Origin of the sequence: Streptomyces sp. 1-11, from assembly GCF_007176755.1 — a bacterium.
Classification (GTDB): domain Bacteria; phylum Actinomycetota; class Actinomycetes; order Streptomycetales; family Streptomycetaceae; genus Streptomyces.
In genome coordinates this window covers 1-25,630 of sequence record NZ_BJTV01000016.1, presented here as the reverse complement: position 1 = coordinate 25,630, position 25,630 = coordinate 1, and the positions used below count along the sequence as shown (strand labels likewise).

The following is a 25,630-nucleotide window of genomic DNA, read 5'->3' as shown; positions in this document are numbered from 1 at the left end:
CCTAATCCGACCTGCGGAAACGATCTTCTGATCGATCGTCCCCGGCCCGCGGCCAGGCAATCCACTGGCGCCGGGCACCCTCGTCGGCAAGACTCCGGGACCATGTCCACACCCCCTGCCGGCCCGCTCCTCACCCGTGACGGCATCGCCGCGGCGCTGCGCCGACTGGGTGTCGCGAGCGGCGAGACGCTCCTGGTGCACTCCTCGCTGAGTTCCCTCGGCTGGGTGAACGGAGGCGCCGTCGCCGTCGTCCGGGCACTCCTCGACGCGCTCGGTCCGGCCGGCACGCTCGTCGTCCCCACCCAGTCCGGCGACCAGTCCGACCCGGCGGTGTGGGGGAACCCGCCGGTGCCCGAGGAGTGGTGGGACCGCATCCGCGCCACCATGCCGCCCTACGACCCCGCGATCACCCCCTCGCGCGGGGTCGGCGTGATACCGGAGACCGTGCGGACCTGGCCGGGCGCCCTGCGCAGCGCGCATCCGCAGACCTCCTTCGCCGCACTCGGCCCCCGCGCGGCCGGCGTCCTCGACGGACACTCCCGCGACTGCCGGCTCGGCGAGCGCAGCCCGCTGGCCCGGCTGGAACGGCTCGGCGCCCGGGTGCTGCTGCTCGGCGCGGGCTACGACGCCTGCACCAGCTTCCACCTGGCGGAGTACCGCATACCGGCTCCCCTGGTGCGGGTGGGACGGCCGGCGCCGGACGGCGGCTGGGAGACGGTGACCGAGGTGTCCATCACCTCGGACCGCTTCGACGAGCTGGGCCACGACTTCGAACGGGACCGCCCCGTCGTCCGCGGGACGGTGGGCGCGGCCGACGCGCGCCTGTTCCCGGTGGCGGACGCGGTGGCCTACGCACAGCGGTGGCTGCCGGTGCACCGGCCCCGTGAGGAGGACTTCCAGCACCCCCGCGTCTGAGCGGCCGGCGGCCTCCCTAGACTCTGGGTTCATGCGAAGTGAGCCCGTGGTCCAGGTCGAGGCCTTGGTGAAGCGGTACGGCACGAAGACCGCAGTGGACGGGCTGGACCTGGTGGCCGGGGCGGGAGTCACCGCCGTGCTCGGCCCCAACGGGGCCGGGAAGACCACCACGGTCGAGACCTGCGAGGGGTACCGGAAGCCGGATTCCGGCACGGTGCGCGTCCTGGGCCTGGACCCGGTGCGGCAGTCCGCCGAGCTGCGTCCCCGGATCGGCGTGATGCTCCAGTCCGGCGGCGTGTACTCCGGCGCCCGGGCCGACGAGATGCTGCGGCACGTCGCCAGACTGCACGCGCACCCGCTGGACGTGGACGCGCTGATCGAGCGCCTGGGGCTCGGCTCCTGCGGCCGGACCCCCTACCGGCGGCTGTCCGGCGGTCAGCAGCAGCGGCTCGCCCTCGCCATGGCCGTGGTCGGGCGCCCGGAGCTGGTGTTCCTGGACGAGCCGACCGCGGGCCTCGACCCCCAGGCCCGGCGGGCCACCTGGGACCTGGTGCGGGACCTGCGCGCGGACGGCGTGTCGGTGATCCTCACCACGCACTACATGGAAGAGGCCGAGCAGCTCGCCGACGACGTGGCGATCATCGACGGCGGCCGGGTCATCGCCCAGGGCTCCGTGGAGGAGCTGTGCAAGGGCGGAGCCGAGAACACGCTGCGGTTCACCGGCCGGCCCGGCCTCGACGTGGCCTCGCTGCTGAAGGCGCTGCCCGCCGACTGCACGGCCGCCGAGCTGACCCCGGGCTCCTACCGCGTCGTCGGCAAGGTGAACCCGCAGCTGCTGGCCACGGTGACCTCGTGGTGCGCCCAGCACGGGGTGATGCCCGACCGGATCTCGGTCGAACAGCACACCCTCGAGGACGTCTTTTTGGAGATCACGGGCAAGGAGCTGCGTTCATGACCGCGCCTCGCACAGCGACCGGCCGGGGGTCCGGGGGTCGCCCCCCGGGAGAACACAGCTTGGAGATCACGGGCAAGGAGCTGCGTTCATGACCGCGCCTCGCACAGCGACCGGCCGGGGGTCCGGGGGTCGCCCCCCGGGAGAACACAGCTTGGAGATCACGGGCAAGGAGCTGCGGTCATGACCAGCGCGTCGGGTACCTACACCCCCAAGCCGGGCGCGGCGCCGCTCCCCCGCATGATCGCGGCGCAGGCGGCGCTGGAGACCCGGATGCTGCTGCGCAACGGCGAGCAGCTGCTGCTGACGGTCGTGATCCCGACCCTGCTGCTGGTGCTGTTCAGCTCCGTGGACATCGTCGACACCGGCAAGGGCGAGGCCGTGGACTTCCTCGCGCCCGGCGTCCTCGCCCTGGCCGTGATGTCCACGGCGTTCACCGGGCAGGCCATCGCGACCGGCTTCGAGCGCCGCTACGGCGTGCTGAAGCGGCTGGCCGCCTCCCCGCTGCCCCGGTGGGGCCTGATGGCGGCGAAGACGGCGTCGGTGCTGGTCACGGAGATCCTCCAGGTGATCCTGCTGACCGTGATCGCGTTCGCACTCGGCTGGTCCCCGCACGGCAACCCCTTCGCCGTGCTGCTCCTGCTGGTCCTCGGCACCGCCGCCTTCTCCGGCCTCGGCCTGCTGATGGCGGGCACGCTGAAGGCCGAGGCCACGCTGGCCGCGGCCAACCTGGTCTTCCTGCTGCTGCTGGTCGGCGGCGGGGTCGTCGTCCCGCTGGAGAAGTTCGGCCCGGCCGGCGAGCAGGTGCTCGGTCTGCTGCCGATCTCGGCGCTCTCCGGCGGCCTGCGGGACGTGCTGCAGCACGGGGCCGGGGTGCCCTGGGGCGACCTGGGCGTCCTCGCGGTGTGGGCGGTCGTGGGGCTGGCCGCGGCGGGGAGGTTCTTCCGCTGGGAGTGAGCCCGCGGTGGACCCTCGTGAAAGAGTGCACAAGCGGCGGCCTACTATGGTGCACGTGCCAAAGCTGACCCTTGCCGACGCCACCGCGGCGCTGCGCAACCCGCTCGCCTTCATCGCCGGCCGCTGGACCCCGGATCCCCGGACCGTCCGCCGGGCGGCGCTCACCGCGCTCGTCATGGCGGTGATCATCGTGGTCACCGGGGGCGCGGTCCGCCTCACCGGCTCGGGCCTCGGCTGCCCGACCTGGCCGACGTGCACCGACGACTCGCTGACCACCACCCGGGCCATGGGCTTGCACGGGGTCATCGAGTTCGGCAACCGGATGCTGACGTACGTGCTCTGCGCCGCCGTCGGCTGGGCGATCGTCGCCGCCCGGGCCGAGAAGCCGCGGCGGCGCAGCCTGACCCGGCTGGGGTGGGCGCAGTTCTGGGTGGTCATGGGCAACGCGGTGCTCGGCGGCATCGTCGTGCTGGTCGGCCTGAACCCGTACACGGTCGCCGCGCACTTCCTGCTCTCCTCGGCGCTGATCGCCATCGGCACCGTGATGTGGCAGCGCACCCGCGAGGGCGACGGGGCGCCGCTTCCGCTGGTCGGCAAGGCGGTGCAGCAGCTCGTCTGGTTCCTGGTGGCCGCTTCCGTGCTGCTCATCGCGGTGGGCACGGTGGTCACCGGGGCCGGTCCGCACGCGGGCGACTCCTCGGAGGTCGAGCGGATTCCGATCGACTGGGAGACGGTCAGCAAGCTGCACGCGGTGCTCGCGTGGATCGTGGTGACGCTGACGTTCGCGCTGTGGTTCGTGCTGAAGGCGGTGGACGCGCCCAAGGGCCCGCTGAACCGCACCCGCGAGCTGTTCCTGGTCCTGCTCGGGCAGGGCGTCATCGGCTACGTCCAGTACTTCACGCACCTGCCCGAGGTCCTCGTCGGCGCGCACATGCTCGGCTCGTGCCTGGTGTGGATCTGGGTGCTGCGGGTGCTGCTGTCGCTCCGGGAGCGTCCCGGGGCCGCCCTCGACCTGCCCGGCCCCTCGGCCGAGGTGGCGGTGGGCACGCACGCGTGACTCACCCGTACGAGGTGACCAGCGCGTCGATCGCCGGCCCGAGGTATGCCCGGGTCAGTTCGGCGCGGCGGGCGAGCCAGGCCCCGCCTCGCGGGGCCGGAGCCCCGTAGCGCCGGCGGGTGATGTCCTCGACCACCTCGGCGGGCGCGCCGAGGGCGGTCAGCTCGGCCAGCGCCTCCCGTTTGGCGATGAGCCGTCCCTCGCGCAGGGTGACGGTGGCCCGGGCGAACGTCAGCAGACCGAGGTCGACCCAGACGTCGTGCCGCCACAGCCGGGCGCGGTCCACCTTGGGCCGCCAGTAGTCCCGCTGGTCCAGCAGGACGAACTCGTGGAGCTGCCCGTCCGGCACCGGCGGCAGCAGTCCGGCCGGCGGGGCGCCGTGCAGCACCCGGCCGAAGTCGTGCAGTTCGCGCCGGGTCACGGGGGTGACCGGCCGGCGCATCACATGGCCGTGCGCCCAGGTCAGATGGGCCGCGCCGGGGTCCGCCGAGGCGGCCGGCGTGAGGTACGTGCAGTGCAGCCCGGCCGCGAGCGGTTCGGCGCGCAGCCGGCGGTGGGTGCGGATCACCCCGCGTACGGTGCCCAGGGTGAGCGGGCCGGGAACCACCGCGATCAGGTCGAGGTCGCTGCGGCCCTCCTGGTAGTCGCCGCCGGCCAGGGAGCCGTGCGCCCAGAGGGCCAGTGGCCGCAGCGGCATGACGTAGTGCAGGAAGCGGGCGAGGAGCGCGTCGGTCGGCATGGCGGCAGTCTGCACGGGACCGGCGACGCCGCACACCCCTCAGTCCAGCGCGTAGACGCGGCGCGCGTTGTCCGCGGCGACCATCCGGGCCACCCGCCGGGCGTCGTCCAGGGACCACGCGTCCTCGGCGACCCAGGCGCCCAGCACCCGGCCCAGGGCCTCGCGGAACAGCCGGGCGCCGACGACGTGCAGCTCGGGCAGGCCGTGGGCGCCGCTGGAGAAGAGGATCTTGCCGAACGGGGCCAGCTCCAGGATCTCGGCGAGGACCGCGACCGCACGGGCGCCGGTGCGCACCAGGGCCGCGCCCGAGTCCGCGTACACGTGCGGGAAGATGCCGGCGAGGTGGGCGGCGTGGCGGTGGTGCGGGTGGCCGTGCAGCAGGATCAGATCGGTGCCGAGCCCGGCCGTGGCCCGCACGAAGTCGGTGAGCAGCACCGGGTCGGCGCGGTCGATGCGCGAGCCGGGCTCGCCCGGGCCGGCGTGGAGCTGCAGGGGCCGGCCCGAGGCGACCGCGATCCACAGCAGGTGCCGCAGCAGCACCGGGTCGGTCAGCGTCCCGCCGACCCGCCGTCCGGCCAGCCAGCGGCCCGCCGCGCCCCGCACCTCACCCGGGCCGGGCGGCTCAGGGGCGAGGGCCAGGCCGTGTCTGAGCCCGGCGACGGAGGTGAAGGCGACCGCCTCGGCGGCGGCCGCGTGCACCGACTCGGCGAGGTTGGCGAGGAAGCAGCCGACGGTGCCCGAGGTGTCCGCGACCTGCTCGGCGAGGAGTTCCAGGCGGACGATCTCGTGCGCCTCGGCGTCGCCCGCGGACGCCAGCTCCGCCGGGCCGGTGAGGTCGCCGGGCAGACCGGTGTCGACCAGATAGGTGGTGATCCCGCTGCCCCGCAGCAGCCGGCGGCCCGCCTCCAGCACGCCCAGTTCCCTGCGCCGGGCCAGATAGCGGGCGGGCGGGCAGTGCGGTTCGAGGCCGAGCAGCGGCGGGCACCAGCGGCGGACCGCGAAACCGGTCTGGGTGTCGAAGAGGGTGGTGCCCGGCGCGGGCGGGCCCTCGGTCCGCGCGAGCCGGGCCTCGAAGGTGCCGAGGCCCAGCTCGGTGCGCAGCACGCCGTGGCAGTACTGGTCCACGAGGGACGGCGTTTCGATCATGCGGGCTCCCCGGGGAGGCGCTGCGCTTCTCGCAGGGCCTAACGGGTGAACCCGCGATCCGGTGTCGCCCGGGTGTCCTTCGAACGGCAGGCCGCAGGCGTCAGCCGTTGGCCGGACCGCCCACCTGGATGCCGGCCATCCGGCTCCACTCGTAGCGTCCGGTGGTCACCTTGGCGGCGAACTCGCCGTCGAAGGACTCGTGGACGGTGATGCCGGCCTTCTGCACGGCCTGCTCGGCGACGGCGGTGCTGGGCGCCACCAGGTCGCCCCAGCCGCCGTCCTCGCCGACGAGCACGATGCGGGCGCCGCGCTCGCCGATGTAGGCCACCTGGCCCTCGGCGCCGCCGTGGGCCTTGGCGAAGGCGCCGATCTCCCGGGCCAGCTTCGCCGCCCTGCGCTCGTCCTTGGGGTCAACCTGCTGCGTGTCTGCCATGCACAGGATGCTACTCACGGGTAGATCGACTGGCGAGAGCAGGGCTCTGTGACGTACGCCCGGCCCGGGTCAGCGCAGGAACGGGTCGACGGCGACCGCGACGAAGAGGATGGAGACGTAGGTGATGGACCAGTGGAACAGCCGCATCTCCTTGAGCTTGACGCCGGTCACCTCGGCCTTCGCCCGGTTCTGCAGCCCGTGCGCCTCCCACAGCCAGAAGCCGCCGGCCGCTAGGGCGACCACGGTGTAGAACCAGCCCGTGTAGCCGAGCGGGGTGAGCAGCAGCGAGACGGCGACCATCACCCAGCTGTAGATGACGATCTGCCGGGCGACCACCTTGTTGGAGGCGACGACCGGGAGCATCGGCACGCCCACGCGCGCGTAGTCCTCCTTGACCTTCATGGACAGCGGCCAGTAGTGCGGCGGCGTCCAGAAGAACATGACGAGGAAGAGGACCACCGGCGCCCAGGACATCGAGTTCGTCACCGACGACCAGCCGATCAGCACCGGCAGGCAGCCCGCGATGCCGCCCCAGACGATGTTCTGCGAGGTGCGCCGCTTGAGGATCATCGTGTAGACGACGACGTAGAAAAGGAGCGCTCCGAGTGACAGCCAGGCGGACAGCCAGTTGACGGTCAGCCCGAACAGCAGCGTCGAGACGACCGCCAGGGTGATGCCGAAGGCCAGGCACTCGCGCGGGCTGACCATGCCGGTCACCAGCGGCCGCTGCGAGGTGCGGTCCATCAGGGCGTCGATGTCCCGGTCGATGTACATGTTCAGCGCGTTTGCGCCGCCCGCCGAGAGGTACCCGCCCAGACAGGTGAGGAGCACCAGCCTCAGGTCGGGCACACCCTGCTGCGCCAGGAACATGACCGGAACGGTGGTGATGAGCAGCAGCTCGATGATCCGCGGCTTGGTCAGCGCCACGAACGCCTTGACACGGGCCCCGAGTGGCCGGTGAACCGGGCTCCGGTCCGCATCGCGAACCGCACCCTCCCCCAGTGCCTGAAGGACCTGGGAGGTGCCCCCAGGACGGGATTCGACGGCCGTCACGCACACCCCTGACAGAGACTCCCAGCGAGCCTCCCCTCGTGAAGGTCGGGCAAGGGCTCGCGCGTACCACGCCACTTTAGACGTTGCCCATACCCGGGCATTCGCGGGGGTGGGGTCGTGTTGGCGGGCTGCCCGTCCGAGGTCCGTCCGGGCTCGATTGAGCACCCGGATGAGCGGCCGCGTATTCATCTGACGAACGGGCCGTCGGCCAGTCGGGAGGCGGATGTCCGCGAGTCCCGGCAGTCTGTAATGACCCGCAAAAACGCACGTCCTCACGGGGGTAGGCTCAAAGCGGCCGGTGGGCAGGCAGTGCACCGGCGGCCGGGCGGGGGGCACGCCCCCCAGGGCCGGCGACCGATCATGTGGAGAGGAGCCCTGACCCAGGGTGAGCACCAAGCCGACCACCACAGACCTTGAGTGGACCGAGCTGGACCAGCGGGCCGTGGACACCGCCCGGGTCCTGGCCGCCGACGCCGTACAGAAGGTCGGCAACGGCCATCCCGGCACGGCGATGAGCCTGGCCCCGGCCGCTTACACCCTCTTCCAGAAGGTGATGCGGCACGACCCGGCCGACCCGGAGTGGGTCGGCCGCGACCGCTTCGTGCTGTCCGCCGGCCACTCGTCCCTGACCCTCTACACGCAGCTCTACCTGGCCGGCTTCGGCCTGGAGCTGGACGACCTGAAGGCCTTCCGCACCTGGGGCTCCAAGACCCCGGGCCACCCGGAGTACGGGCACACCAAGGGCGTGGAGACCACGACCGGCCCGCTGGGCCAGGGTGTGGCCAACGCGGTGGGCATGGCGATGGCCGCCCGCTACGAGCGCGGCCTGTTCGACCCGGAGGCCCCGGCCGGCGAGTCCCCGTTCGACCACTTCGTCTACTGCATCGCCGGTGACGGCTGCCTCCAGGAGGGCATCTCCGCCGAGGCGTCCTCGCTGGCCGGCCACCAGAAGCTCGGCAACCTGATCCTGCTGTGGGACGACAACCACATCTCGATCGAGGGCGACACCGAGACCGCCGTCTCCGAGGACACCGTCAAGCGGTACGAGGCCTACGGCTGGCACGTGCAGCGGGTCGCCCCGAAGCCGGACGGCGACCTCGACCCGAACGCGATCTACGACGCCGTCGAGGCCGCGAAGCAGGTCACGGACCGGCCGTCCTTCATCGCCATGCGCTCGATCATCGCCTGGCCGGCCCCGAACGCGCAGAACACCGAGGCCGCCCACGGCTCGGCGCTCGGCGACGACGAGGTCGCGGCGACCAAGCGCGTCCTCGGCTTCGACCCGGAGCGGTCCTTCGAGGTCGCCGACGAGGTCCTCGCGCACACCCGCAAGGCGCTGGAGCGCGGCGCGCAGGCGAAGGCCGAGTGGGAGAAGTCGCTGCAGGTGTGGCGGGACGGCAACGCCGAGCGCGCCGCCGAGTTCGACCGCATCGTCAAGGGCGAGCTGCCGGCCGGCTGGGAGGAGAAGCTCCCGGTCTTCGAGCCGGGCAAGGGCATCGCGACGCGTGCCGCGTCCGGCAAGGTGCTGCAGGCGCTCGGCGCGGTGATCCCCGAGCTGTGGGGCGGCTCCGCCGACCTCGCCGGGTCGAACAACACCACGATCGACAAGGACAGCTCCTTCCTGCCGGCGGACAACCCGCTGCCGGAGGCGAACCCGTACGGCCGCACGATCCACTTCGGCATCCGCGAGCACTCCATGGCCGCGGAGATGAACGGCATCACCCTGCACGGCAACACCCGCGTCTACGGCGGCACCTTCCTGGTGTTCTCCGACTACATGCGCAACGCCGTGCGCCTGTCGGCCCTGATGCACCTGCCGGTGACGTACGTGTGGACGCACGACTCCATCGGCCTCGGCGAGGACGGCCCGACCCACCAGCCGGTCGAGCACATCGCCTCGCTGCGCGCGATCCCGGGCCTGAACGTGGTCCGCCCGGCGGACGCCAACGAGACCGCGATCGCCTGGCGCGAGATCCTCAAGCGCTACACCAAGGAGTTCGGCAAGGGCCAGCCGCACGGTCTGGTGCTGACCCGGCAGGGCGTGCCGATCTACGAGCCCGACGACACCGCCGCGCGCGGCGGCTACGTGCTGATGGAGGCCGACGGCGGCGAGCCGCAGGTCGTCCTGATCGCCACCGGGTCCGAGGTGCACGTGGCCGTCGAGGCCCGTGAGCGGCTGCAGGCCGAGGGCGTGCCCACGCGGGTCGTGTCCATGCCGTGCGTGGAGTGGTTCGAGGAGCAGGACCAGGGGTACCGGGACTCCGTGCTGCCGCCGTCCGTGAAGGCCCGTGTCGCCGTGGAGGCGGGCATCGGCCTGACCTGGCACAAGTACGTGGGGGACGCCGGCCGCATCGTTTCGCTGGAGCACTTCGGTGCTTCCGCCGACGGCAAGGTGCTCTTCCGCGAGTTCGGCTTCACCGCCGAGAACGTGGCCGACAAGGCCCGGGAATCCCTGGCCGCCGCCCAGCGCTGACGCTCATATACGACACGTAGGAGATGTAATTCCATGACAGACGCACTCAAGCGCCTCTCCGAGGAGGGCGTGGCGATCTGGCTGGACGACCTGTCGCGCAAGCGGATCACGTCCGGCAACCTCGCCGAGCTGATCGACCAGCAGCACGTCGTGGGCGTCACCACCAACCCGACGATCTTCCAGAAGGCGATCTCGCAGGGTGACGGCTACGACCAGCAGCTGTCGGACCTGGCCGCCCGGAAGGTCACGGTCGAAGAGGCCGTCCGCATGATCACCACGGCGGACGTCCGCGACGCCGCCGACATCCTGCGGCCGGTCTTCGACGCCACCAACGGCCAGGACGGCCGGGTCTCCATCGAGGTGGACCCGCGCCTGGCGCACAACACCAAGGCGACCGTCGCCGAGGCCAGGCAGCTCGCCTGGCTGGTGGACCGCCCCAACGCGCTGATCAAGATCCCGGCCACCGAGGCGGGTCTGCCGGCCATCGCCGAGACGATCGGCAACGGCATCAGCGTGAACGTCACGCTGATCTTCTCGCTGGAGCGCTACCGCAAGGTCATGGACGCGTACCTCTCCGGCCTGGAGAAGGCCAAGGAGCGCGGCCTGGACCTGTCGGAGATCCACTCTGTGGCGTCCTTCTTCGTGTCCCGCGTGGACACCGAGGTCGACAAGCGCCTGGACGGCATCGGCACCGACGAGGCCAAGGCGCTGCGCGGCAAGGCCGCCGTCGCCAACGCCCGGCTCGCCTACCAGGCGTACGAGGAGGTGTTCGGCTCGGAGCGCTGGAGCGCGCTGGAGAACGCCGGCGCCAACCGGCAGCGTCCGCTGTGGGCGTCGACCGGTGTGAAGGACCCGGCGTACCAGGACACCATGTACGTCACCGACCTGGTCGCGCCGAACACGGTCAACACCATGCCGGAGGCGACGCTGGAGGCCGTCGAGGACCACGGCGAGATCCGCGGCGACGCGGTGTCCGGCACCTACGAGCAGGCGCGCGCCGACCTGGACGCGCTGGAGCGGCTCGGCATCGCGTACGACGACGTCGTGCAGGTGCTGGAGGACGAGGGCGTCGACAAGTTCGAGGCGTCCTGGAACGACCTGCTGAAGTCGACCCAGGCGGAGCTCGAGCGCCTCGCTCCCTCGGAGGGCTGACTTGTCCCGCCTTCCCGGTTCCGGAGCGAACCCGCTTCGTGACCCCGCCGACCGACGGCTCCCGCGTATCGCGGGGCCGTCGGGCCTGGTGATCTTCGGCGTCACGGGCGACCTGTCCCGCAAGAAGCTGATGCCCGCGGTGTACGACCTCGCCAACCGGGGTCTGCTGCCGCCGGGCTTCTCGCTGGTCGGTTTCGCCCGCCGCGAGTGGGCGAACGAGGACTTCGCCGCCGAGGTCCACGACGCCGTCAAGGAACACGCCCGGACCCCGTTCCGCGAAGAGGTCTGGCAGCAGCTCATCCAGGGGATGCGTTTCGTCCAGGGCACCTTCGACGACGACGACGCCTTCGAGCGGCTGCGCGGCACCATCGAGGAGCTGGACAAGGCCCAGGGCACGGGAGGCAACTTCGCCTTCTACCTCTCGGTGCCGCCGCGTTCCTTCCCGGTGGTCATCCAGCAGCTCAAGAAGCACGGTCTGACCGACCAGTCCTCGGGCTCCTGGCGGCGCGCGGTCATCGAGAAGCCCTTCGGTCATGACCTGAAGTCGGCCGAGGAGCTGAACAAGGTCGTGCACGAGGTGTTCGAGCCGGACCAGGTGTTCCGGATCGACCACTACCTCGGCAAGGAGACCGTCCAGAACATCCTGGCGCTGCGTTTCGCCAACACGATGTTCGAGCCGGTCTGGAACCGGTCCTTCGTGGACCACGTGCAGATCACCATGGCCGAGGACATCGGGGTGGGCGGCCGCGCCGGCTACTACGACGGCATCGGCGCCGCCCGTGACGTGATCCAGAACCACCTGCTGCAGCTCATGGCCCTCACCGCCATGGAGGAGCCCGCCTCCTTCGACGCGGACGCGCTGGCGGCGGAGAAGACCAAGGTGCTGGGCGCCGTGCGGCTGCCGAAGGACCTGGGCCGCAGCACCGTGCGTGGGCAGTACGCGGCCGGCTGGCAGGGCGGCGAGAAGGTCACCGGCTACCTCGAGGAGGACGGTATCGACCCCAAGTCGAAGACCGACACCTTCGCCGCGGTGAAGCTGGGGATAGACAACCGCCGCTGGGCGGGCGTCCCCTTCTATCTGCGCACCGGCAAGCGGCTCGGCCGCCGGGTCACCGAGATCGCGGTGGTCTTCCAGCGGGCCCCGCACTCCCCCTTCGACCACACGGCGACGGAGGAGCTGGGCTCGAACGCGGTCGTCATCCGGGTGCAGCCGGACGAGGGCATCACGGTCCGCTTCGGCTCCAAGGTGCCGGGGACCTCGATGGAGATCCGGGACGTGTCCATGGACTTCGCGTACGGCGAGTCGTTCACGGAGTCCAGCCCGGAGGCGTACGAGCGGCTCATCCTGGACGTGCTGCTCGGCGACGCCAACCTCTTCCCGCGCACCGAGGAGGTCGAGCTGTCCTGGAAGATCCTCGACCCGATCGAGCAGTACTGGGACCGGCACGGCAGGCCCGCGCAGTACAAGTCGGGCACCTGGGGGCCCGTCGAGGCGGACGAGATGCTGGCACGAGACGGACGGAGCTGGCGCCGGCCATGAAGATAGACCTGACCGGCACCACCGCCGGCGAGATCAACAAGGCGCTCGTCCAGGGCCGCCGCGCCATCGGCACCCCCGCCGTGGGCATGGTCCTGACCCTGGTCATCGTCACCGACGAGGAGAACGCCTACGACGCCCTGAAGGCCGCCAACGACGCCTCGCGCGAGCACCCCTCGCGCACCCTGGTGGTCATCAAGCGGGTCTCCCGGTCCCCGCGCGACCGCACGTCCTCGCGGCTGGACGCCGAGGTGCGGGTGGGCGCGGAGGCGGGCACCGGCGAGACGGTCGTCCTGCGGCTGTACGGCGAGGTGTCCGAGCACGCCGACTCCGTGGTGCTGCCGCTGCTGCTGCCGGACGCCCCGGTGGTCGTCTGGTGGCCGGTGAGCGCGCCGCTGGACCCGGCCAACGACCCGCTGGGCGCGCTTGCCCAGCGCCGGGTGACCGACACCTACGCCGCCGAGCAGCCGGTGCGGGAGCTGTCCGCCCGCGCCCGGGCCTACACGCCCGGCGACACCGATCTGTCCTGGACCCGGATCACGCCGTGGCGCTCGATGCTCGCGGCGGCCCTGGACCAGGTGGTGTGCGAGGTGAAGGCCGTCGAGGTGGAGGGCGAGGAGTTCAACCCGAGCTGTGAGCTGCTGGCGATGTGGCTCGCGGACCGGCTGGACGTGCCCGTACGGCGTTCCCTGTCCGCGGGGCCGGGCCTGACGGCCGTGCGGATGGACACCAGCGGGGGCCCCATCACGCTGGACCGGGCGGACGGCTCGCTGGCCACCCTCTCCATCGAGGGCCAGCCGGCCCGCGCGGTGGCGCTGAAGCGGCGGGACACCGCCGAGCTGATCGCGGAGGAGCTGCGGCGGCTCGACCCGGACGACACCTACGCCTCGGCGCTGGCCTACGGCGTGGAGCGGCTGAACACCGTGCCGGAGCCCGCGGCGGCGGAGCCGGCCGCGGTCGCCGAACCGGTGGAGGAGGCCGCGAAGGCGCCCGCGAAGAAGGCGGCCGCCAAAAAGGCCCCGGCACGGAAGGCGGCCGCGAAGTGAGCACTCCGCAACTGGTGGTGCACCACGGCAAGGAGCTGATGGCGCAGGCCGCCGCGGCCCGGCTGATCACGCGGATCGTGGACGCGCAGGCCTCCCGGGGCACCGCGTCCGTGGTCCTCACCGGCGGCCGCAACGGCAACGGCCTGCTGGCCGCGCTGGCGGCGGCACCGGCCCGGGACGCCATCGACTGGGGCCGCCTGGACCTGTGGTGGGGCGACGAGCGCTTCCTGCCCGAGGGCGATCCGGAGCGCAACGTCACGCAGGCCCGCGAGGCGCTGCTGGACTCGGTCCCGCTGGACCCGGAGCGCGTGCACGCCATGCCCGCGTCCGACGGTCCGCACGGTTCGGACGTGGAGGCGGCGGCGGAGGCCTACGCGGCGGAACTCGCCAAGGCCGCCGGGCCGGAGAACCACGGCCCGGTGCCCACCTTCGACGTGCTGATGCTGGGCGTCGGACCGGACACCCATGTGGCCTCGCTCTTCCCGGAGTTGCCGGCGGTCCGCGAGACCGAGCGCACGGTGGTCGGCGTGCACGGCGCGCCCAAGCCGCCGCCCACCCGGATCTCGCTGACCCTCCCGGCGATCCGTGCGGCCCGCGAGGTCTGGCTGCTCGCGGCCGGCGAGGACAAGGCGCAGGCCGTGGCCATCGCCCTGTCGGGCGCGGGCGAGGTGCAGGCGCCGGCCGCCGGCGCCCGGGGCCGCTCGCGGACGCTGTGGCTGCTGGACGCCGCGGCGGCGTCCGGGCTGCCGCGGTCGCTGTACCCACCGGCCTCACCGTGAGGTTCGCGCGTCCGTGACGGACGGGGGCGGCGGGGAGGACTCAACTCCCCGCCGCCCCCTTCGCGTTGACGCCCGGTGACGCCCCGCCGCTCGACGTCTTCACACTTGCGTCACTTTTCACACCGGACGTACATGTAATCCTCATCTTTTGTGTAAGCTCCTGGCCGCATCACTCGCACCATCGAGGGGGGACCTCATGCGTATACGTTTCGCGCTGTCCGCGGCCGTCGTGGCCGGAGCGCTCGCCGTCACCGTCGCGGCTCCGGCCCAAGCCGCCGAGTACTCCTCCGCCCTGAAGGTCAAGGGCGTCCAGTACGACGCTCCGGGGCGGGACTCCAACAGCTGCACCACCGGCAACACCAAGAGCGAGTACGTCACGATCAAGAACTACTCGCGCACCGCGACCGTGAACCTCAAGGGTTACGTGGTCAGGGACGCCACCAGCAGCAACAAGTTCGTCTTCACCAGGAACCACTACCTCGAGCCCGGCGACTACGTGAAGCTGCGCGGCGGCCACGGCACCGACTCGGACGCCAAGAACGTCGTCTACCGCCAGAACTGCAACTTCATCTGGAACAACGACAAGGACACCATCCGCCTGTACAAGCCCTCCGGCGCCCACGCGGACACCCACGCCTACACCAAGTCCGCCGACGACCGCGACGGCGACGGCTACATCACCTTCCACGGCTGACGCGGGGGGAACGTCCGCGCGCGACGGAGGCGGCCGGGTCGCCGGCCGCCTCCGTCGGTGCCGTCGGGGTCACTTGACCGAGCCCGCCATCACGCCCTGGACGAAGTGGCGCTGGAAGGCGAAGAAGACGATCACGGGGACCACGAGGGAGAGGAAGGCGCCCGGCGCCAGGACGTCGATGTTGCTGCCGAACTGGCGTATCTGGGACTGCAGTTGCACGGTCAGGGGCTGGGAGGAGCTGTCGGCGAAGAGGAGCGCGACCAGCATGTCGTTCCAGACCCAGAGGAACTGGAAGATGGCCAGCGAGGCGATGGCGGGGCGCCCGACCGGCAGGACCAGCCGGGTGAAGATGCGCCATTCGCCGCCGCCGTCCATCCGCGCCGCCTCCAGCATCTCCTTCGGCATCTCCGCGAAGTAGTTGCGCAGGAGGAACACCGCGAACGGCAGGCCGTAGGCGACGTGGAAGAGGACGACGCCCGGGATCGTGCCGAACAGGCCGAGTTGGCCGAAGAGTTTGGCCACCGGCAGCAGGCCGATCTGCACCGGCACCACCAGCAGGGCCACCACCAGCAGGAACAGCGGCTCGCGCAGCGGGAAGTCCAGCCAGGCGAAGGCGTACCCGGCGAGGGCCGCGAGCACGACGACCAGGACGGTCGTCGGCACCGAGATGAGCACGGTGTTCCAGAAGGCCTGGGTGATGCCGGCGTTCTTCAGCAGCGCCGCGTAGTTGTCGAAGGACAGTTGCCCCGGGTCGGCCAGGGCCGTCCACCAGCCGCCCTTCGCCGTGTCCCGGGCGGACCTGAGCGAGGACAGGAAGAGTCCGGCGAGCGGGGTCGCCCAGACCAGGCCGATCACCACGAGGAACGCCTGGACCAGGCCGTTGCCCAGGCCGCGCCGGACCGCGTTCATCGCTGACTCCTTCGGAAGCGGCGGACGTTGAAGACCATCGCGGGGATCACGAGCAGCAGGAGCAGCACGCCGAGGGCGCTGCCGAGGCCCTGGTTGTTGCCGCCGCCGAACGACACCAGCCACATCTGGGTCGCGAGCACGGTGGCGTCCTCCTGCACCGGGCCCGGGGCGATGATGTAGACGAGGTCGAACACCTTCATCACGTTGATCACGAGGGTGACGAAGACGACCGTCAGGACGGGGGCGAGCAGCGGCACGGTGATGCGGCGGAAGATCTGCCACTCGTTCGCGCCGTCCATCCGCGCGGCCTCCAGCGCGTCCCGGGGCAGGCTCGACAGGCCCGCTCCGATCAGCACCATCGCGAAGCCCGTCCAGATCCACAGATAGGCGCCGATGATCGCCGGAGTGACCAGCGCCGGGCCGAGCCAGGAGATCCCCTGGTAGGGCGGCGCGAAGTTGGACGCGGGCAGCTTGACCGTGTAGGAGCCTTCGGGGAGCCCGGTGAAGCTGAAGGAGCCGTCGGCGGAGGAGGTGGTGTCCGCGACCGTCCTTCCGTCGCGCAGCGCCTCGACCCGCATGCCGGGCAGGCCGCTCTCCCGCGGGTCGACCCGGCCCTGCTTCCCTCCCCCGCCGGGTGTGAAGTCCAGGTAGACGACGCCGCGCAGTTCACCGGCGGCGGCCGCGCGCCGCGCCGCGGGCCCGGCGGGCGAGGCGTCCCGGGGCAGGTCCCCGGGCAGCACGCCGACCATGGGCAGCGTGACCGTCCCGCCCGGGGAGGCGGCCGCGTGGCTGAGGTAGGACCCGTCGCGGCCCTGGTCCAGCAGCCCCTCACGGCCCCGCGCCGTCGGGTACGACGAGGTCCCCGCGAAGGCGTCGTGCACGGAGACCACGGCGGCGTTGAGGACGCCCTTGTCCGGATCCTCGTCGTAGGCGAGCCGGAAGATGATGCCGGCGGCGAGGAAGGAGACCGCCATCGGCATGAAGAGCAGCAGCTTGAACGCCGTCGCCCAGCGGACCTTCTCCACCAGGACGGCCAGGATCAGGCCGAGGCCGGTGAGCAGGGCCGGGGCCACGACGACCCAGACGGCGGTGTTGCGGACGGCCTTCAGCGTCGCCGGGTCGCGGAACATCTCGGCGTAGTTGCCGCCGCCCACGAACCGGGTGCCGGAGGCGTCGAAGAAGCTGCGGCCGACGGAGAACAGCACCGGGTAGACGACGAGCGCGCCGAGCAGGAGCAGGGCGGGGAGGACGAAGAGCATCGCGGCGGTCCGGCCCCGCCGCCGGGTGCGGCGCCTGCGGGCCGCACCGGCGGCGGACGGGCCCGCCCCTTCGGCTGTGAGTGTGGTGGCGGTCATCGGCCGGGTCAGTCCTGGTAGGCCTTGGCCGCCGCGGCCTCGAGCTTCGCCGCGGTCCCCTTCGGGTCGGACGGGTCGCGCAGGAAGTCCTGCAGGAGCTTCCACTCGCCGGCGCCCTTGGTGCCGCCGAAGGCCGCCGGCGCCTGGTCCGACATGTCGAAGCGGACCGAGTCGCCGGCGCCGACGAGGGACTTGGCGGTGGCGCGGGTGACGTCGTCGCCGTAGGAGGCGAGGTCGAGCTTCCTGTTCGGGGACAGGAAGCCGCCGGCCTTCGCCCACACGGCCGCCGCCTCGGGAGTGGCCAGGTACTCCATGAGCTTCATGCCGGCCTCGGTGTTCTTGCCGTCCTTGAGGACGACGGCCGCGTCGCCGCCGCTGACCACCGGTGCGGTGCCGCCGCCGACCGCCGGGAACGGGAAGAAGTCCGCGTCCTTGCCGATGGTCCGCTGGAACTGGTCGTGGGCGACGCCCGCGACGAAGTCGCCCTCGTAGACGAGCCCCGCCTGCGGCTTGGGCCCGAACACCTTCTCCACCGAGCCCGGGAAGTCGGTGTTGAGCGCGCCCTTCCGGCCGCCCGCGACGAGCTGCTCGTCCTTGAACAGTTTGCCGAGGGTGCCGAGCGCCTGGACCACGGAGGCGTCCGTCCACTTCAGCTTGTGCGCGGCGAGCGCGTCGTACTTCTCGGGCCCGGCCTGGGAGAGATAGATGTTCTCGAACCAGTCGGTGAGGGTCCAGCCGTCCTGGCCCCCGACGGCGAACGCGGCGAGCCCGGAGTCGGAGACGGTGTGCCCGGCCTTCAGCATCTCGTCGTAGGTCTTCGGCGGCTTCACCCCGGCCTGCGCGAGGGCCTCGGGGCTGTACCAGACGGTCGACTTGTGGGCGGCCTTGAAGTAGAGGCCGTAGAGGGTGCCGTCGACGCTGCCGTACTTCTTCCACACCGGGGCGTAGCCCGCGTCAACGGACTTCGCGGTGGCGGCGGACAGCGGCTTCAGCCAGCCCTTCTTCGCGAACTGCTGGAGCACGCCGACCTGCGGGACCATCACCACGTCGGGCGCGTTGCCGCCCTCGATCTTGCTGCCGACGACCGTGGAGACGTTGTCGCCGGTGGAGACGAACCGGGTCCCGGCGCCGGTCTTGGCGGTGAAGGCGTCCAGCACCTTCTGGAAGTTCTTCTGCTCGCTGCCGGACCAGACACCGGCCACGGTGACCGTCTGGCCGCTGAGCGCCTTGTCGCCGCCGCCGGCCGAGACGGGGCCGCCGCCGCAGGCGGTCGCGCCGAGCGCCAGGGCGAGGGCGGTGCAGCCCGTGAGCAGGGTGGTACGTCGTCGCATCATCGTTGATGTCCCTTCGGGAGAGTGGGAGTTGACGTGGAGCGGGAGTTGACGTGGAGCGGGGGGTGGGTCAGAGGTCGGTGAGCCACCAGGCGGCCGTCGAGCCGGGCAGCACCCCGGCCGGGCACGGCCCGCTGGACAGCAGGGGTGTGCCGGAGGCGGGTGCGGGCGTGGGAGCGGCGGTGAAGTTGACGGCGCAGACCAGGCCGTCGCCGCGGACGAAGCCGAGGACGCCGGGCGGGGTGTCCAGCCAGCGCAGCGTGCCCTCGCCGAGCTGGGGCAGTGAGCGCCGCAGTTGCAGCCCGTCGCGGTACAGGTGCCAGAAGGAGCGGGTGTCGGCGAGGGCGCGGTCGGTGGCGTGTTCGGCGAAGTACTCGGGCTGCGGCAGCCAGGGCCTGGCGCCCTCCGCGCCGGAGGTGAAGCCGAACGGGGAGGCCTGTCCGGACCAGGGCAGCGGCACCCGGCAGCCGTCGCGGATGCGGGCCCGGCTCCCGGTGCGGCGGAAGATCGGGTCGGTGAGGACGTCGTCGGGCAGGTCGACGACCTCGGGCAGGCCCAGTTCCTCCCCCTGGTAGATGTACGCGGCACCCGGCAGCGCCAGCATCAGCAGGGCGGCGGCGCGGGCGCGGGCGGGACCGAGGCCGCTGCCCCCGGTGGCGGGTTCGCCGTAGCGGGTGACGGTGCGGACCTGGTCGTGGTTGTTGAGCACCCAGGTGACGGTCGAGCCGGTGCCGGCGATGTCCTGCATGGCCTCGGAGACGACCTTGCGGAAGGCGTCGGCGTCCCAGGGGGCGCCGAGCAGGTCGAAGAAGAAGGCCTGGTGGAGCTCGTCGGGGCGGACGTACCGGGCGTGTTCGCGGGCGGTGGGCACGGAGACCTCGCCGACCAGCAGGCGCTCGCGGCCGTCGCGGGCGGTGTACTCCTCGCAGGTGGCCCGCCACTGCCGCCACACGTCGTGCACCTCGGGCCGGTTCCAGGCCAGCGGGTTGACCGAGTCGCGGGTGCGGGCGTCGGCCTCCGGGTCGTCGGAGTCGGGCAGTTCGGGGTGCTTGAACAGCCCGGCGGCGACGTCGATGCGGAAGCCGTCCACGCCGCGGTCGAGCCAGAAGCGCAAGGTCCGGTCGAACTCGGCGGGCGTCGCGGGGTCGCGCCAGTTCCAGTCGGGCTGTTCGGGCGTGAACATGTGCAGGTACCACTGGCCGGGGCGGCCGTCCGCCTCGGTGACCCGGGTCCAGGCGGGGCCGCCGAACATGGCGTGCCAGTTGTTGGGCGGCTCGGCGCCGTCGGGGCCGCGCCCGTCGGCGAAGTGGAAGCGGGCGCGGGCCGCGCTGCCGGGCGGGGAGGCGAGCGCCTCGCGGAACCACGGGTGCTCGCTGGAGCAGTGGTTGGGGACGATGTCCAGCAGGACCCTGATCCCGAGCCGCCGGGCGGCCGTCATCAGCAGGTCGAACTCGGCGAGGTCGCCGAAGACCGGGTCGACGTCGCGGTAGTCGGCGACGTCGTAGCCGTGGTCGTGCTGGGGCGAGGGGTAGAACGGGCTGAGCCAGATCCCGTCGACGCCGAGCTTCTTCAGGTACGGCAGTCCGGCGCGGACGCCGGCCAGATCGCCGATGCCGTCGCCGGTGCTGTCGAGGAAGCTGCGGACGTAGACCTGGTAGATCACCGCGTCACGCCACCAATGATGCCTGTTCAACCCTGGGGCCTGTCTCTGTGAAGGGCAGCAGTTATGCATGCATGTTAGGTAAGCGTGTCGCGAGGGTGTCAATGAAGGGAACGAAAGCTACTGGAGAGTTGGGCGCGCAAACCGGGGTCTACCCGGGCAACCTGAGCACAGTTGAGACGTCGGCGTTACCTAACAAGTAACTAGGAGGCCGCTATCGGCTGGCGACGGCGTCCAGTTCCCGCGCCAGCCGGCGCACCGCAGCGGCCGGTGTCTGCCGCCCGGTCAGCGCGTCGTGCACCACCGCCTGGACCACCAGGCTGACCTGGTCGTAGCGCGGGCTGCGGGGGCGCGGCTCGGCCGTCCGGACGGCGGCGCGCAGGGTCGGCAGGTACGGGAAGCGGGCGATCAGCGCGGGATCGTCGTAGAGGGCGGCGCGCACGGGCGGCAGCGCGCCCCGGGTGAGCACCTGGCGCTGGACCCGCTCGCTCGTCAGGTAGGCGATCAGCCGGGCGGCCGAATCCGGGTGCCGGGCATGGGTGTTGACGGCCAGGTTCGACCCGCCGAGGACGCTCTTGCCCGGCCCGTCGGGGCCGGGCAGCGGTACGGCGCCGATCCGGCCGGCGACCTTGGAACCCCTGGCCGAGGCGACCGCGTAGGCGTAGGGCCAGTTGCGCAGGAAGAGCAGCCGGCCGTCCTGGAAGGCCTGCTTGGACTCCTCCTCCTTGTACGTCAGCGCCGCCTTCGGGATCCAGCCCTCGCGCAGGCCGCGGGCGAGGAAGCCGATGCCCTCGCGGGCGGCGGCGGAGTCGACGGTGACGCGGGCGCCCTCGTCGCCGAGGATGGTGCCGCCCGCCGAGTACACCGCCTCGGCCGCGTTGACCGTGAGGCCCTCGTAGGGCAGGAACTGGCCCGTGTAGCCGTCCAGTCCGTACCGGGGCGCGATGGTCTTCGCGTCGTGCTCCAGTTCCGCCCAGGTGCGCGGCGGCGGCACGCCCGCCCTGTCGAGGACGTCCTTGCGGTACAGCAGCAGCCCGGCGTTGGTGACGTACGGGACGGCGTACAGCCGCCCGTCGTACCGGGCGGTCCTGACCACCGGCTTCAGGAAGCTGCCGAGCGGGAAGCGGTCGCCCGGCAGCGGGCGGATCCAGCCGGCCGCCGCGAACTCGGCGGTCCAGTTGACGTCGATGTTGAGGACGTCGAACCGGCCCCGGTCGCCGCCGCGCAGGTCGGTGGTCATCTGCGCGTGGGTCTCGTCGGCGGAGTCCGGCAGTTCGACGAGGGTCACCCGCTCGCCGGGGTGGGTGCGGTTCCAGCCCCGCAGCAGCGGGCCGAGGTAGCCGGTCAGGTCGCCGGCCGTGGCCAGGGTGAGCGGTCCGCGCCCGCCGGAGCCGGTCTCGCCGACCCGGGCGCCGGAGGCGACGTACCCCGAAAGGACCACGGCGAGAACGAGGAGCCCCCTACCGGCGGCGCGCGTCCACCGCATAGGTTCCTCCCTGAACACGTACACCCGGCTCCGGGCGCCCTCGCCGGGAGTCAGAGGCCATGTATACCTGTTAGGTATGGGCGATACTAGGGCCTGGAGCACATTGCCGCGGACAGGAGGAGAGCACGAGTGCGCCTGCCCCTCCTGGCACTCCTGGCGCGTGGCCCCGCCCACGGTTACGAGCTGAAGCAGGACCTTGAGCAACTGCTGGGCTCCGCGTACCCTCAGCCGAACGTCGGCCAGATCTACGTGACCCTCGGCCGCCTCGAGAAGTCGGGGCTGATCGCGGGCGAGGACGTCGAGCAGTCGAGCCGGCCCAACAAGAAGGTCTACCACCTCACCGACGCCGGGCGGGAGGCGCTGCACGCCTGGTTCGAGGAGACCGAGGACGAGCCGCGGGTAAGGGACGAGTTCTTCATGAAGCTCGCCCTGGCCCCGCAGACCGGTCTCGCCGACCAGATCGCCCTCATCAACCGGCAGCGGCGCCAGTACCTCAACACCATGCGCAACCTGTCGAAGCTGGCCGCGGCCGAGAGCCGGGACAACCGAATCGCCCAACTGCTCATCGAGGGCGCGATGCTGCACCTGCAGGCCGACCTGGACTGGCTGGAGCGGTGCCAGGAGGAACTGGAGGGACTTCAGTGAACGACGCCTCCGTTCCGCTGCTGCGCGCCGAGAACCTGGTGAAGACCCACCACGGCGAGGGCGCGCCCGCGCACGCCGTGCGCGGGGTGGGCCTGAGCGTGGCGCGCGGCGAGTTCGTGGCGATCACCGGGCCGTCCGGAGCCGGCAAGTCCACGCTCCTGCACCTGCTGGGCGGCCTGCAGCGGCCGGACGCGGGCAGCATCTGGCTCGACGGCCGGTGCACGGACTCCTTCAGCGAGGCGCGCTGGGCGGTGGAGCGCCGCAAGGCCATCGGGATCGTCTTCCAGTTCTTCAACCTGGTGTCCAACCTGTCGGTCGCGGACAACGTCGAACTGCCCGCCCTGCTCGCCGGCGTCCCCCCGAAGCGGGCCCGGGCCGAGCGCGAGGAACTCCTCGCCGAACTGGGCCTCGCGGGCAAGGAGCGCAGCATGCCCGGCGAGCTGTCCGGCGGCGAGCAGCAGCGGGTTGCGCTCGCCCGCGCCCTGGTCAACCATCCGCCGCTGCTGCTGGCCGACGAGCCCGCGGGCAGCCTGGACAGCAGGGGCACCCGTGAGGTGATGCGGCTGCTGTCCCGCTTCCACGGACGCGGGCAGAGCATCGTCCTGGTCACCCACGACGCCCGGCTGGCCAGCGCCGCCGACCGTGTCATCAGCTTCTTCGACGGCCGGATCGCCGACGACGCCGTGCTGGACGGCGCCCCGCCCCGCAAGCCCGGCACGGCGGGCGTGCTGGAGCTGAGGGACTGATGACACGCCGACCCCCCGGCCCCGGGACCGGGGACTGAGCCGTGCGAGCCACCCTGCGCTGGGCCCACTCCGATCTGCGCGCGCACCGCGGCGAGGCGCTGTTCATCACGCTCGCCACGGCCGGCATCGTCGCCTCGCTGCTGCTGGCCGCCGCCCTGTTCGGTTACGCCACCAATCCCTGGCAGCGGACCTTCACCCAGGCCCACGGGGCCCATGTGTGGATCCACACGGCCGCCTCGGCGGACGCGGGCCGGCTCGCCCGGCTGGACGGCGTCGAGTCCGTCGCCGGCCCCTACCGCACCGAGTCCGCGACCGTCGCCGTGCGCGGTGTCCGGGCCGCCGTGGAGCTGCGCGGCACCCCCGAGCCGCCGTCGGTGGGCCGCCCGGTGCTCACCGCGGGCCGCTGGCTGGACCCGGCGCTGCCGGACGAGGTGGTCCTGGAGAGCCGGCTGGCCCGGGCGCTGCTGGCGGAGCCCGGCGACACCCTCACGCTGCCCGGCACCGCGCGGACGCTCACCGTGGCCGGCATCGCGGACAGCGCCGAGCCCGGCTACAGCCCGGGCTCCCGGCCGGGGCTGGTCTGGGCCCTGCCGTCCGCCGTGCGCTCCCCCGGCGGCGAGGTGACCGGGCTGCGCCTCGGCGACCCGGCCGACACGGACTACGCGGTCCAGCGCGCCGTCACCGTGCTGGGCGCGGGCGCGGTCGGCGAGGTCTCCACCTGGCAGCAGGCACGGGCCGCGGCGCAGGGCGAGAACCGGCTGCTCGGGCAGGTGCTCGGGCTGTTCGGCCTGGGCGCCCTCGCGGCCGCCGGATTCGCCGTGCACGGGGCGATCGGCACCCGCATCCGCAGCCACCTGCGGGACATCTCGGTGCTGAAGGCGATCGGCTTCACGCCCGGGCAGGTGGTCCGGGTCTTCCTGCTGCAGCACCTGGCGTACGCCGCGCTCGGCGCGGTGGCCGCGGCGGCCCTCACCGAGGGGCTCGGCAGCAGCGTCCCGGGCAGGCTCGGCGACGCGGTGGGCGTGTGGCAGACACTGCCCGGGCACAGCCTGGCCCTGTCCGCCGTGCCCGTGGGCGCGGTGCTGTTCATCGGCCTGACGACGGGCCTCGCCGCCTGGCGGGCGGGCCGGGTGCCGCCGGTTCCTGTGCCGCGTCCGTCCGCTCCGGCGGGCGGCCGGCTGACGGGCCTTGCGCGCGGCGCCCTGGGGCTGCGGCTGCCGGCCGCGCTCGTCCTCGGCTGCCACAAGGCGTTCGCGGGCCGCGGCCGGTCGCTGGCCGGCGTGGCCCGGCTGACGCTGCCGCTGACGCTGATCGTGGTGGCGCTCAGCGCCTGGACGACCATCGACCGCTTCCACAGCAGCCCGGAGCGGGTCGGCCTGCCGACCGCGCTCGCGGTCCGCTCGGACGGCGCGCTGGGCGACGCCCGGGTGCGGGCCGTGCTGACGGCCGACCGCCGGGTCGCGGCCGCCTATCCGGGGGTCGAGGTGGCCGCGCTGGTGCCCGGCCAGACCGGGACGATCGCCCTGCGCGGCCTCGGCACCCACGACCGGCCCTACCCCTACGCCCTCGCCGAGGGCCGGGCCGCGCGCGGCCCGGACGAGGCGGTGGCCGGGCAGGGACTGCTCGACCTGCTGCACGTACGGGTCGGCGACTGGGTGCGGATGACGGTGGGCGAGCAGCCGCAGATCCTGCACATCGTGGGCCGCAGCCTCGAACCGCAGAACGCCGGCCGGGTCGTGACGACCTCCCTGGACACCCTGCGCGAGAACGACCCCCGGCTGTCCCCCGCGTTCTACCAGCTCCGGCTGCGCCCGGGCGCCGATCCGCAGCGGGTCGCGGCCGCCCTCACCGCGGCCGGGCGCGGCCACCTGGACGTGCACGCCGTGCCGAACCCGGCCGACGGGCTGTCGCCGCTGCGCGCGGTCGTCGCCGGGCTGGTCGCGGTGCTCGCCCTGATCGGCCTGGTCGAACTGCTCACCGCGATCGGCGGCAGCGTCCGCGAGGGCGAGCGGGACGTGCTGGCACTGCGGGCGATCGGCATGTCGCCGCGGCAGATCGGCGCGATCACCGTCACGGCGACGACCTGTACGGCGCTGACCGCGGCGGTCGCCGGCATGGCACTGGGACTGCCGCTGGCGCACCGGCTGATCGACGCCCAGGGCGTCTCCAGCGGCATCGGCGCCGGGATCGCCCAGTCTCCCCCGGCCGGTCTGCTGCTCGCGCTGGGCGCGGGCGCCGTGCTGGGGGCCGCCGCCCTCACCGCCCTGCCCGCCGCCCGGGCGGCCCGCCGGCGGCAGGCGGACACGCTGAGCGCGGTGGCCTGAGCTCGGTGGCCTGAGCTCGGTGGCCTGAGCGCCGGCTCGGGTGCGCCGCGCCGAAGGGCTCGCCTCCGGCGCGGCGGACCGCAAGCGGTCAGCTGCGGCCGCGCAGCTCCCGGTACCTGGCGACGAGGGCTGTGGTGGAGGGGTCGAGGCCGGGGACCTCGGCGCCCTCGGTCAGGGCGGGTTCGATGCGCTTGGCGAGGACCTTGCCGAGTTCCACGCCCCACTGGTCGAAGGAGTCGAT

Annotated in this window: 23 protein-coding genes; 13 read left to right on the top strand and 10 right to left on the bottom strand. The window is 72.6% G+C overall.

Annotated elements, in window-relative coordinates; all coding sequences use genetic code 11:
* Nucleotides 1–102: 102 nt before the first annotated feature.
* The 4 genes from TNCT1_RS28250 (at nt 103) to TNCT1_RS28235 (ending at nt 3,881) form a co-directional block, all read left to right on the top strand.
* Complete coding sequence (locus TNCT1_RS28250; protein ID WP_143637657.1) at nt 103–915, top strand: aminoglycoside N(3)-acetyltransferase; 813 nt, start codon at nt 103–105, stop codon at nt 913–915.
* Nucleotides 916–946: 31 nt separating this feature from the next.
* Nucleotides 947–1,870 carry an ABC transporter ATP-binding protein gene (locus TNCT1_RS28245; RefSeq protein WP_143637655.1) on the top strand — a complete coding sequence of 308 codons (924 nt, stop codon included), beginning with the start codon at nt 947–949 and terminating at the stop codon, nt 1,868–1,870.
* 180 nt (nt 1,871–2,050) lie between these two features.
* On the top strand, nt 2,051–2,824 hold the full coding sequence (locus TNCT1_RS28240; RefSeq protein WP_143637654.1) for an ABC transporter permease: 774 nt from the start codon (nt 2,051–2,053) through the stop codon (nt 2,822–2,824).
* A gap of 46 nt (nt 2,825–2,870) precedes the next feature.
* Nucleotides 2,871–3,881 carry a heme A synthase gene (locus TNCT1_RS28235; protein ID WP_143637652.1) on the top strand — a complete coding sequence of 337 codons (1,011 nt, stop codon included), beginning with the start codon at nt 2,871–2,873 and terminating at the stop codon, nt 3,879–3,881.
* A 1-nt stretch (nt 3,882) separates the two neighbouring features.
* Here TNCT1_RS28235 and TNCT1_RS28230 read toward each other — a convergent pair whose 3' ends face one another.
* The 4 genes from TNCT1_RS28230 to TNCT1_RS28215 form a co-directional block, all read right to left on the bottom strand.
* Nucleotides 3,883–4,620 carry a nucleotidyltransferase gene (locus TNCT1_RS28230; protein WP_143637650.1) on the bottom strand — a complete coding sequence of 246 codons (738 nt, stop codon included), beginning with the start codon at nt 4,618–4,620 and terminating at the stop codon, nt 3,883–3,885.
* Nucleotides 4,621–4,659: 39 nt separating this feature from the next.
* Complete coding sequence (locus tag TNCT1_RS28225; protein ID WP_143637649.1) at nt 4,660–5,766, bottom strand: amidohydrolase family protein; 1,107 nt, start codon at nt 5,764–5,766, stop codon at nt 4,660–4,662.
* A 100-nt stretch (nt 5,767–5,866) separates the two neighbouring features.
* Nucleotides 5,867–6,199: a hypothetical protein gene (locus tag TNCT1_RS28220; protein WP_143637647.1), complete on the bottom strand. Its 333-nt coding sequence runs from the start codon at nt 6,197–6,199 to the stop codon at nt 5,867–5,869.
* A gap of 69 nt (nt 6,200–6,268) precedes the next feature.
* On the bottom strand, nt 6,269–7,258 hold the full coding sequence (locus TNCT1_RS28215) for a heme o synthase (protein ID WP_373920512.1): 990 nt from the start codon (nt 7,256–7,258) through the stop codon (nt 6,269–6,271).
* 379 nt (nt 7,259–7,637) lie between these two features.
* On the opposite strand from TNCT1_RS28215, the gene tkt reads away from it, so the two are divergent.
* The 6 genes from tkt (at nt 7,638) to TNCT1_RS28180 (ending at nt 14,933) form a co-directional block, all read left to right on the top strand.
* Nucleotides 7,638–9,725, top strand: a complete 2,088-nt coding sequence (gene tkt / locus TNCT1_RS28205; protein WP_143637642.1) for a transketolase — start codon at nt 7,638–7,640, stop codon at nt 9,723–9,725.
* Between the two features lie 33 nt (nt 9,726–9,758).
* On the top strand, nt 9,759–10,877 hold the full coding sequence (tal, locus tag TNCT1_RS28200; protein WP_143637640.1) for a transaldolase: 1,119 nt from the start codon (nt 9,759–9,761) through the stop codon (nt 10,875–10,877).
* Between the two features lies 1 nt (nt 10,878).
* The gene (gene zwf / locus TNCT1_RS28195; RefSeq protein ID WP_143637638.1) at nt 10,879–12,417 is read left to right on the top strand and encodes a glucose-6-phosphate dehydrogenase; all 1,539 of its coding nucleotides are present in this window, start codon (nt 10,879–10,881) and stop codon (nt 12,415–12,417) included.
* A complete protein-coding gene (gene opcA / locus TNCT1_RS28190; protein ID WP_143637636.1) occupies nt 12,414–13,460 on the top strand; it encodes a glucose-6-phosphate dehydrogenase assembly protein OpcA in 1,047 nt (348 codons plus the stop codon). Before zwf ends, opcA begins: the two co-directional genes overlap by 4 nt.
* A complete protein-coding gene (gene pgl / locus TNCT1_RS28185; protein ID WP_143637634.1) occupies nt 13,457–14,239 on the top strand; it encodes a 6-phosphogluconolactonase in 783 nt (260 codons plus the stop codon). Before opcA ends, pgl begins: the two co-directional genes overlap by 4 nt.
* 196 nt (nt 14,240–14,435) lie before the next feature.
* Complete coding sequence (locus tag TNCT1_RS28180; protein WP_143637632.1) at nt 14,436–14,933, top strand: lamin tail domain-containing protein; 498 nt, start codon at nt 14,436–14,438, stop codon at nt 14,931–14,933.
* 69 nt (nt 14,934–15,002) lie between these two features.
* On the opposite strand, the gene TNCT1_RS28175 is transcribed toward TNCT1_RS28180, so the two are convergent.
* From TNCT1_RS28175 to TNCT1_RS28155, 5 genes are all read right to left on the bottom strand, one after another.
* Nucleotides 15,003–15,842 carry a carbohydrate ABC transporter permease gene (locus tag TNCT1_RS28175; RefSeq protein WP_143637630.1) on the bottom strand — a complete coding sequence of 280 codons (840 nt, stop codon included), beginning with the start codon at nt 15,840–15,842 and terminating at the stop codon, nt 15,003–15,005.
* Nucleotides 15,839–17,197, bottom strand: coding sequence for an ABC transporter permease subunit (locus TNCT1_RS28170; RefSeq protein ID WP_143637628.1), 1,359 nt, complete (start codon nt 17,195–17,197; stop codon nt 15,839–15,841). Before TNCT1_RS28170 ends, TNCT1_RS28175 begins: the two co-directional genes overlap by 4 nt.
* An 8-nt stretch (nt 17,198–17,205) precedes the next feature.
* The gene (locus TNCT1_RS28165; protein ID WP_143637626.1) at nt 17,206–18,531 is read right to left on the bottom strand and encodes an ABC transporter substrate-binding protein; all 1,326 of its coding nucleotides are present in this window, start codon (nt 18,529–18,531) and stop codon (nt 17,206–17,208) included.
* A gap of 67 nt (nt 18,532–18,598) precedes the next feature.
* On the bottom strand, nt 18,599–20,260 hold the full coding sequence (locus tag TNCT1_RS28160; protein WP_174266484.1) for an alpha-amylase family glycosyl hydrolase: 1,662 nt from the start codon (nt 20,258–20,260) through the stop codon (nt 18,599–18,601).
* 142 nt (nt 20,261–20,402) lie between these two features.
* A complete protein-coding gene (locus TNCT1_RS28155) occupies nt 20,403–21,674 on the bottom strand; it encodes an ABC transporter substrate-binding protein (RefSeq protein WP_143637623.1) in 1,272 nt (423 codons plus the stop codon).
* Between the two features lie 129 nt (nt 21,675–21,803).
* On the opposite strand from TNCT1_RS28155, the gene TNCT1_RS28150 reads away from it, so the two are divergent.
* Genes TNCT1_RS28150 through TNCT1_RS28140 form a run of 3 tightly spaced genes read left to right on the top strand, consistent with a single transcriptional unit; the run spans nt 21,804 to nt 25,389 of the window.
* On the top strand, nt 21,804–22,319 hold the full coding sequence (locus TNCT1_RS28150; protein WP_143637621.1) for a PadR family transcriptional regulator: 516 nt from the start codon (nt 21,804–21,806) through the stop codon (nt 22,317–22,319).
* On the top strand, nt 22,277–23,065 hold the full coding sequence (locus TNCT1_RS28145; protein ID WP_373920514.1) for an ABC transporter ATP-binding protein: 789 nt from the start codon (nt 22,277–22,279) through the stop codon (nt 23,063–23,065). Before TNCT1_RS28150 ends, TNCT1_RS28145 begins: the two co-directional genes overlap by 43 nt.
* A 41-nt stretch (nt 23,066–23,106) precedes the next feature.
* Nucleotides 23,107–25,389, top strand: a complete 2,283-nt coding sequence (locus TNCT1_RS28140) for an FtsX-like permease family protein (RefSeq protein WP_143637616.1) — start codon at nt 23,107–23,109, stop codon at nt 25,387–25,389.
* Between the two features lie 88 nt (nt 25,390–25,477).
* On the opposite strand, the gene TNCT1_RS28135 is transcribed toward TNCT1_RS28140, so the two are convergent.
* A partial coding sequence (locus tag TNCT1_RS28135; protein ID WP_143637614.1) for a hypothetical protein occupies nt 25,478–25,630 on the bottom strand: 153 nt, incomplete at its 5' end.

Bases quoted from the DNA above. Each gene is read 5' to 3' on its own strand.
- TNCT1_RS28170 (WP_143637628.1), bottom strand. From the start codon at position 17,197: ATGACCGCCACCACACTCACAGCCGAAGGGGCGGGCCCGTCCGCCGCC.
- TNCT1_RS28180 (WP_143637632.1), top strand. From the start codon at position 14,436: ATGCGTATACGTTTCGCGCTGTCCGCGGCCGTCGTGGCCGGAGCGCTC.
- TNCT1_RS28165 (WP_143637626.1), bottom strand. From the start codon at position 18,531: ATGATGCGACGACGTACCACCCTGCTCACGGGCTGCACCGCCCTCGCC.
- tal (WP_143637640.1), top strand. From the start codon at position 9,759: ATGACAGACGCACTCAAGCGCCTCTCCGAGGAGGGCGTGGCGATCTGG.
- TNCT1_RS28235 (WP_143637652.1), top strand. From the start codon at position 2,871: ATGGTGCACGTGCCAAAGCTGACCCTTGCCGACGCCACCGCGGCGCTG.
- opcA (WP_143637636.1), top strand. From the start codon at position 12,414: ATGAAGATAGACCTGACCGGCACCACCGCCGGCGAGATCAACAAGGCG.
- TNCT1_RS28155 (WP_143637623.1), bottom strand. From the start codon at position 21,674: ATGCGGTGGACGCGCGCCGCCGGTAGGGGGCTCCTCGTTCTCGCCGTG.
- TNCT1_RS28245 (WP_143637655.1), top strand. From the start codon at position 947: ATGCGAAGTGAGCCCGTGGTCCAGGTCGAGGCCTTGGTGAAGCGGTAC.
- TNCT1_RS28220 (WP_143637647.1), bottom strand. From the start codon at position 6,199: ATGGCAGACACGCAGCAGGTTGACCCCAAGGACGAGCGCAGGGCGGCG.
- TNCT1_RS28175 (WP_143637630.1), bottom strand. From the start codon at position 15,842: ATGAACGCGGTCCGGCGCGGCCTGGGCAACGGCCTGGTCCAGGCGTTC.
- TNCT1_RS28240 (WP_143637654.1), top strand. From the start codon at position 2,051: ATGACCAGCGCGTCGGGTACCTACACCCCCAAGCCGGGCGCGGCGCCG.
- TNCT1_RS28230 (WP_143637650.1), bottom strand. From the start codon at position 4,620: ATGCCGACCGACGCGCTCCTCGCCCGCTTCCTGCACTACGTCATGCCG.
- TNCT1_RS28225 (WP_143637649.1), bottom strand. From the start codon at position 5,766: ATGATCGAAACGCCGTCCCTCGTGGACCAGTACTGCCACGGCGTGCTG.
- TNCT1_RS28160 (WP_174266484.1), bottom strand. From the start codon at position 20,260: ATGCATAACTGCTGCCCTTCACAGAGACAGGCCCCAGGGTTGAACAGG.
- TNCT1_RS28250 (WP_143637657.1), top strand. From the start codon at position 103: ATGTCCACACCCCCTGCCGGCCCGCTCCTCACCCGTGACGGCATCGCC.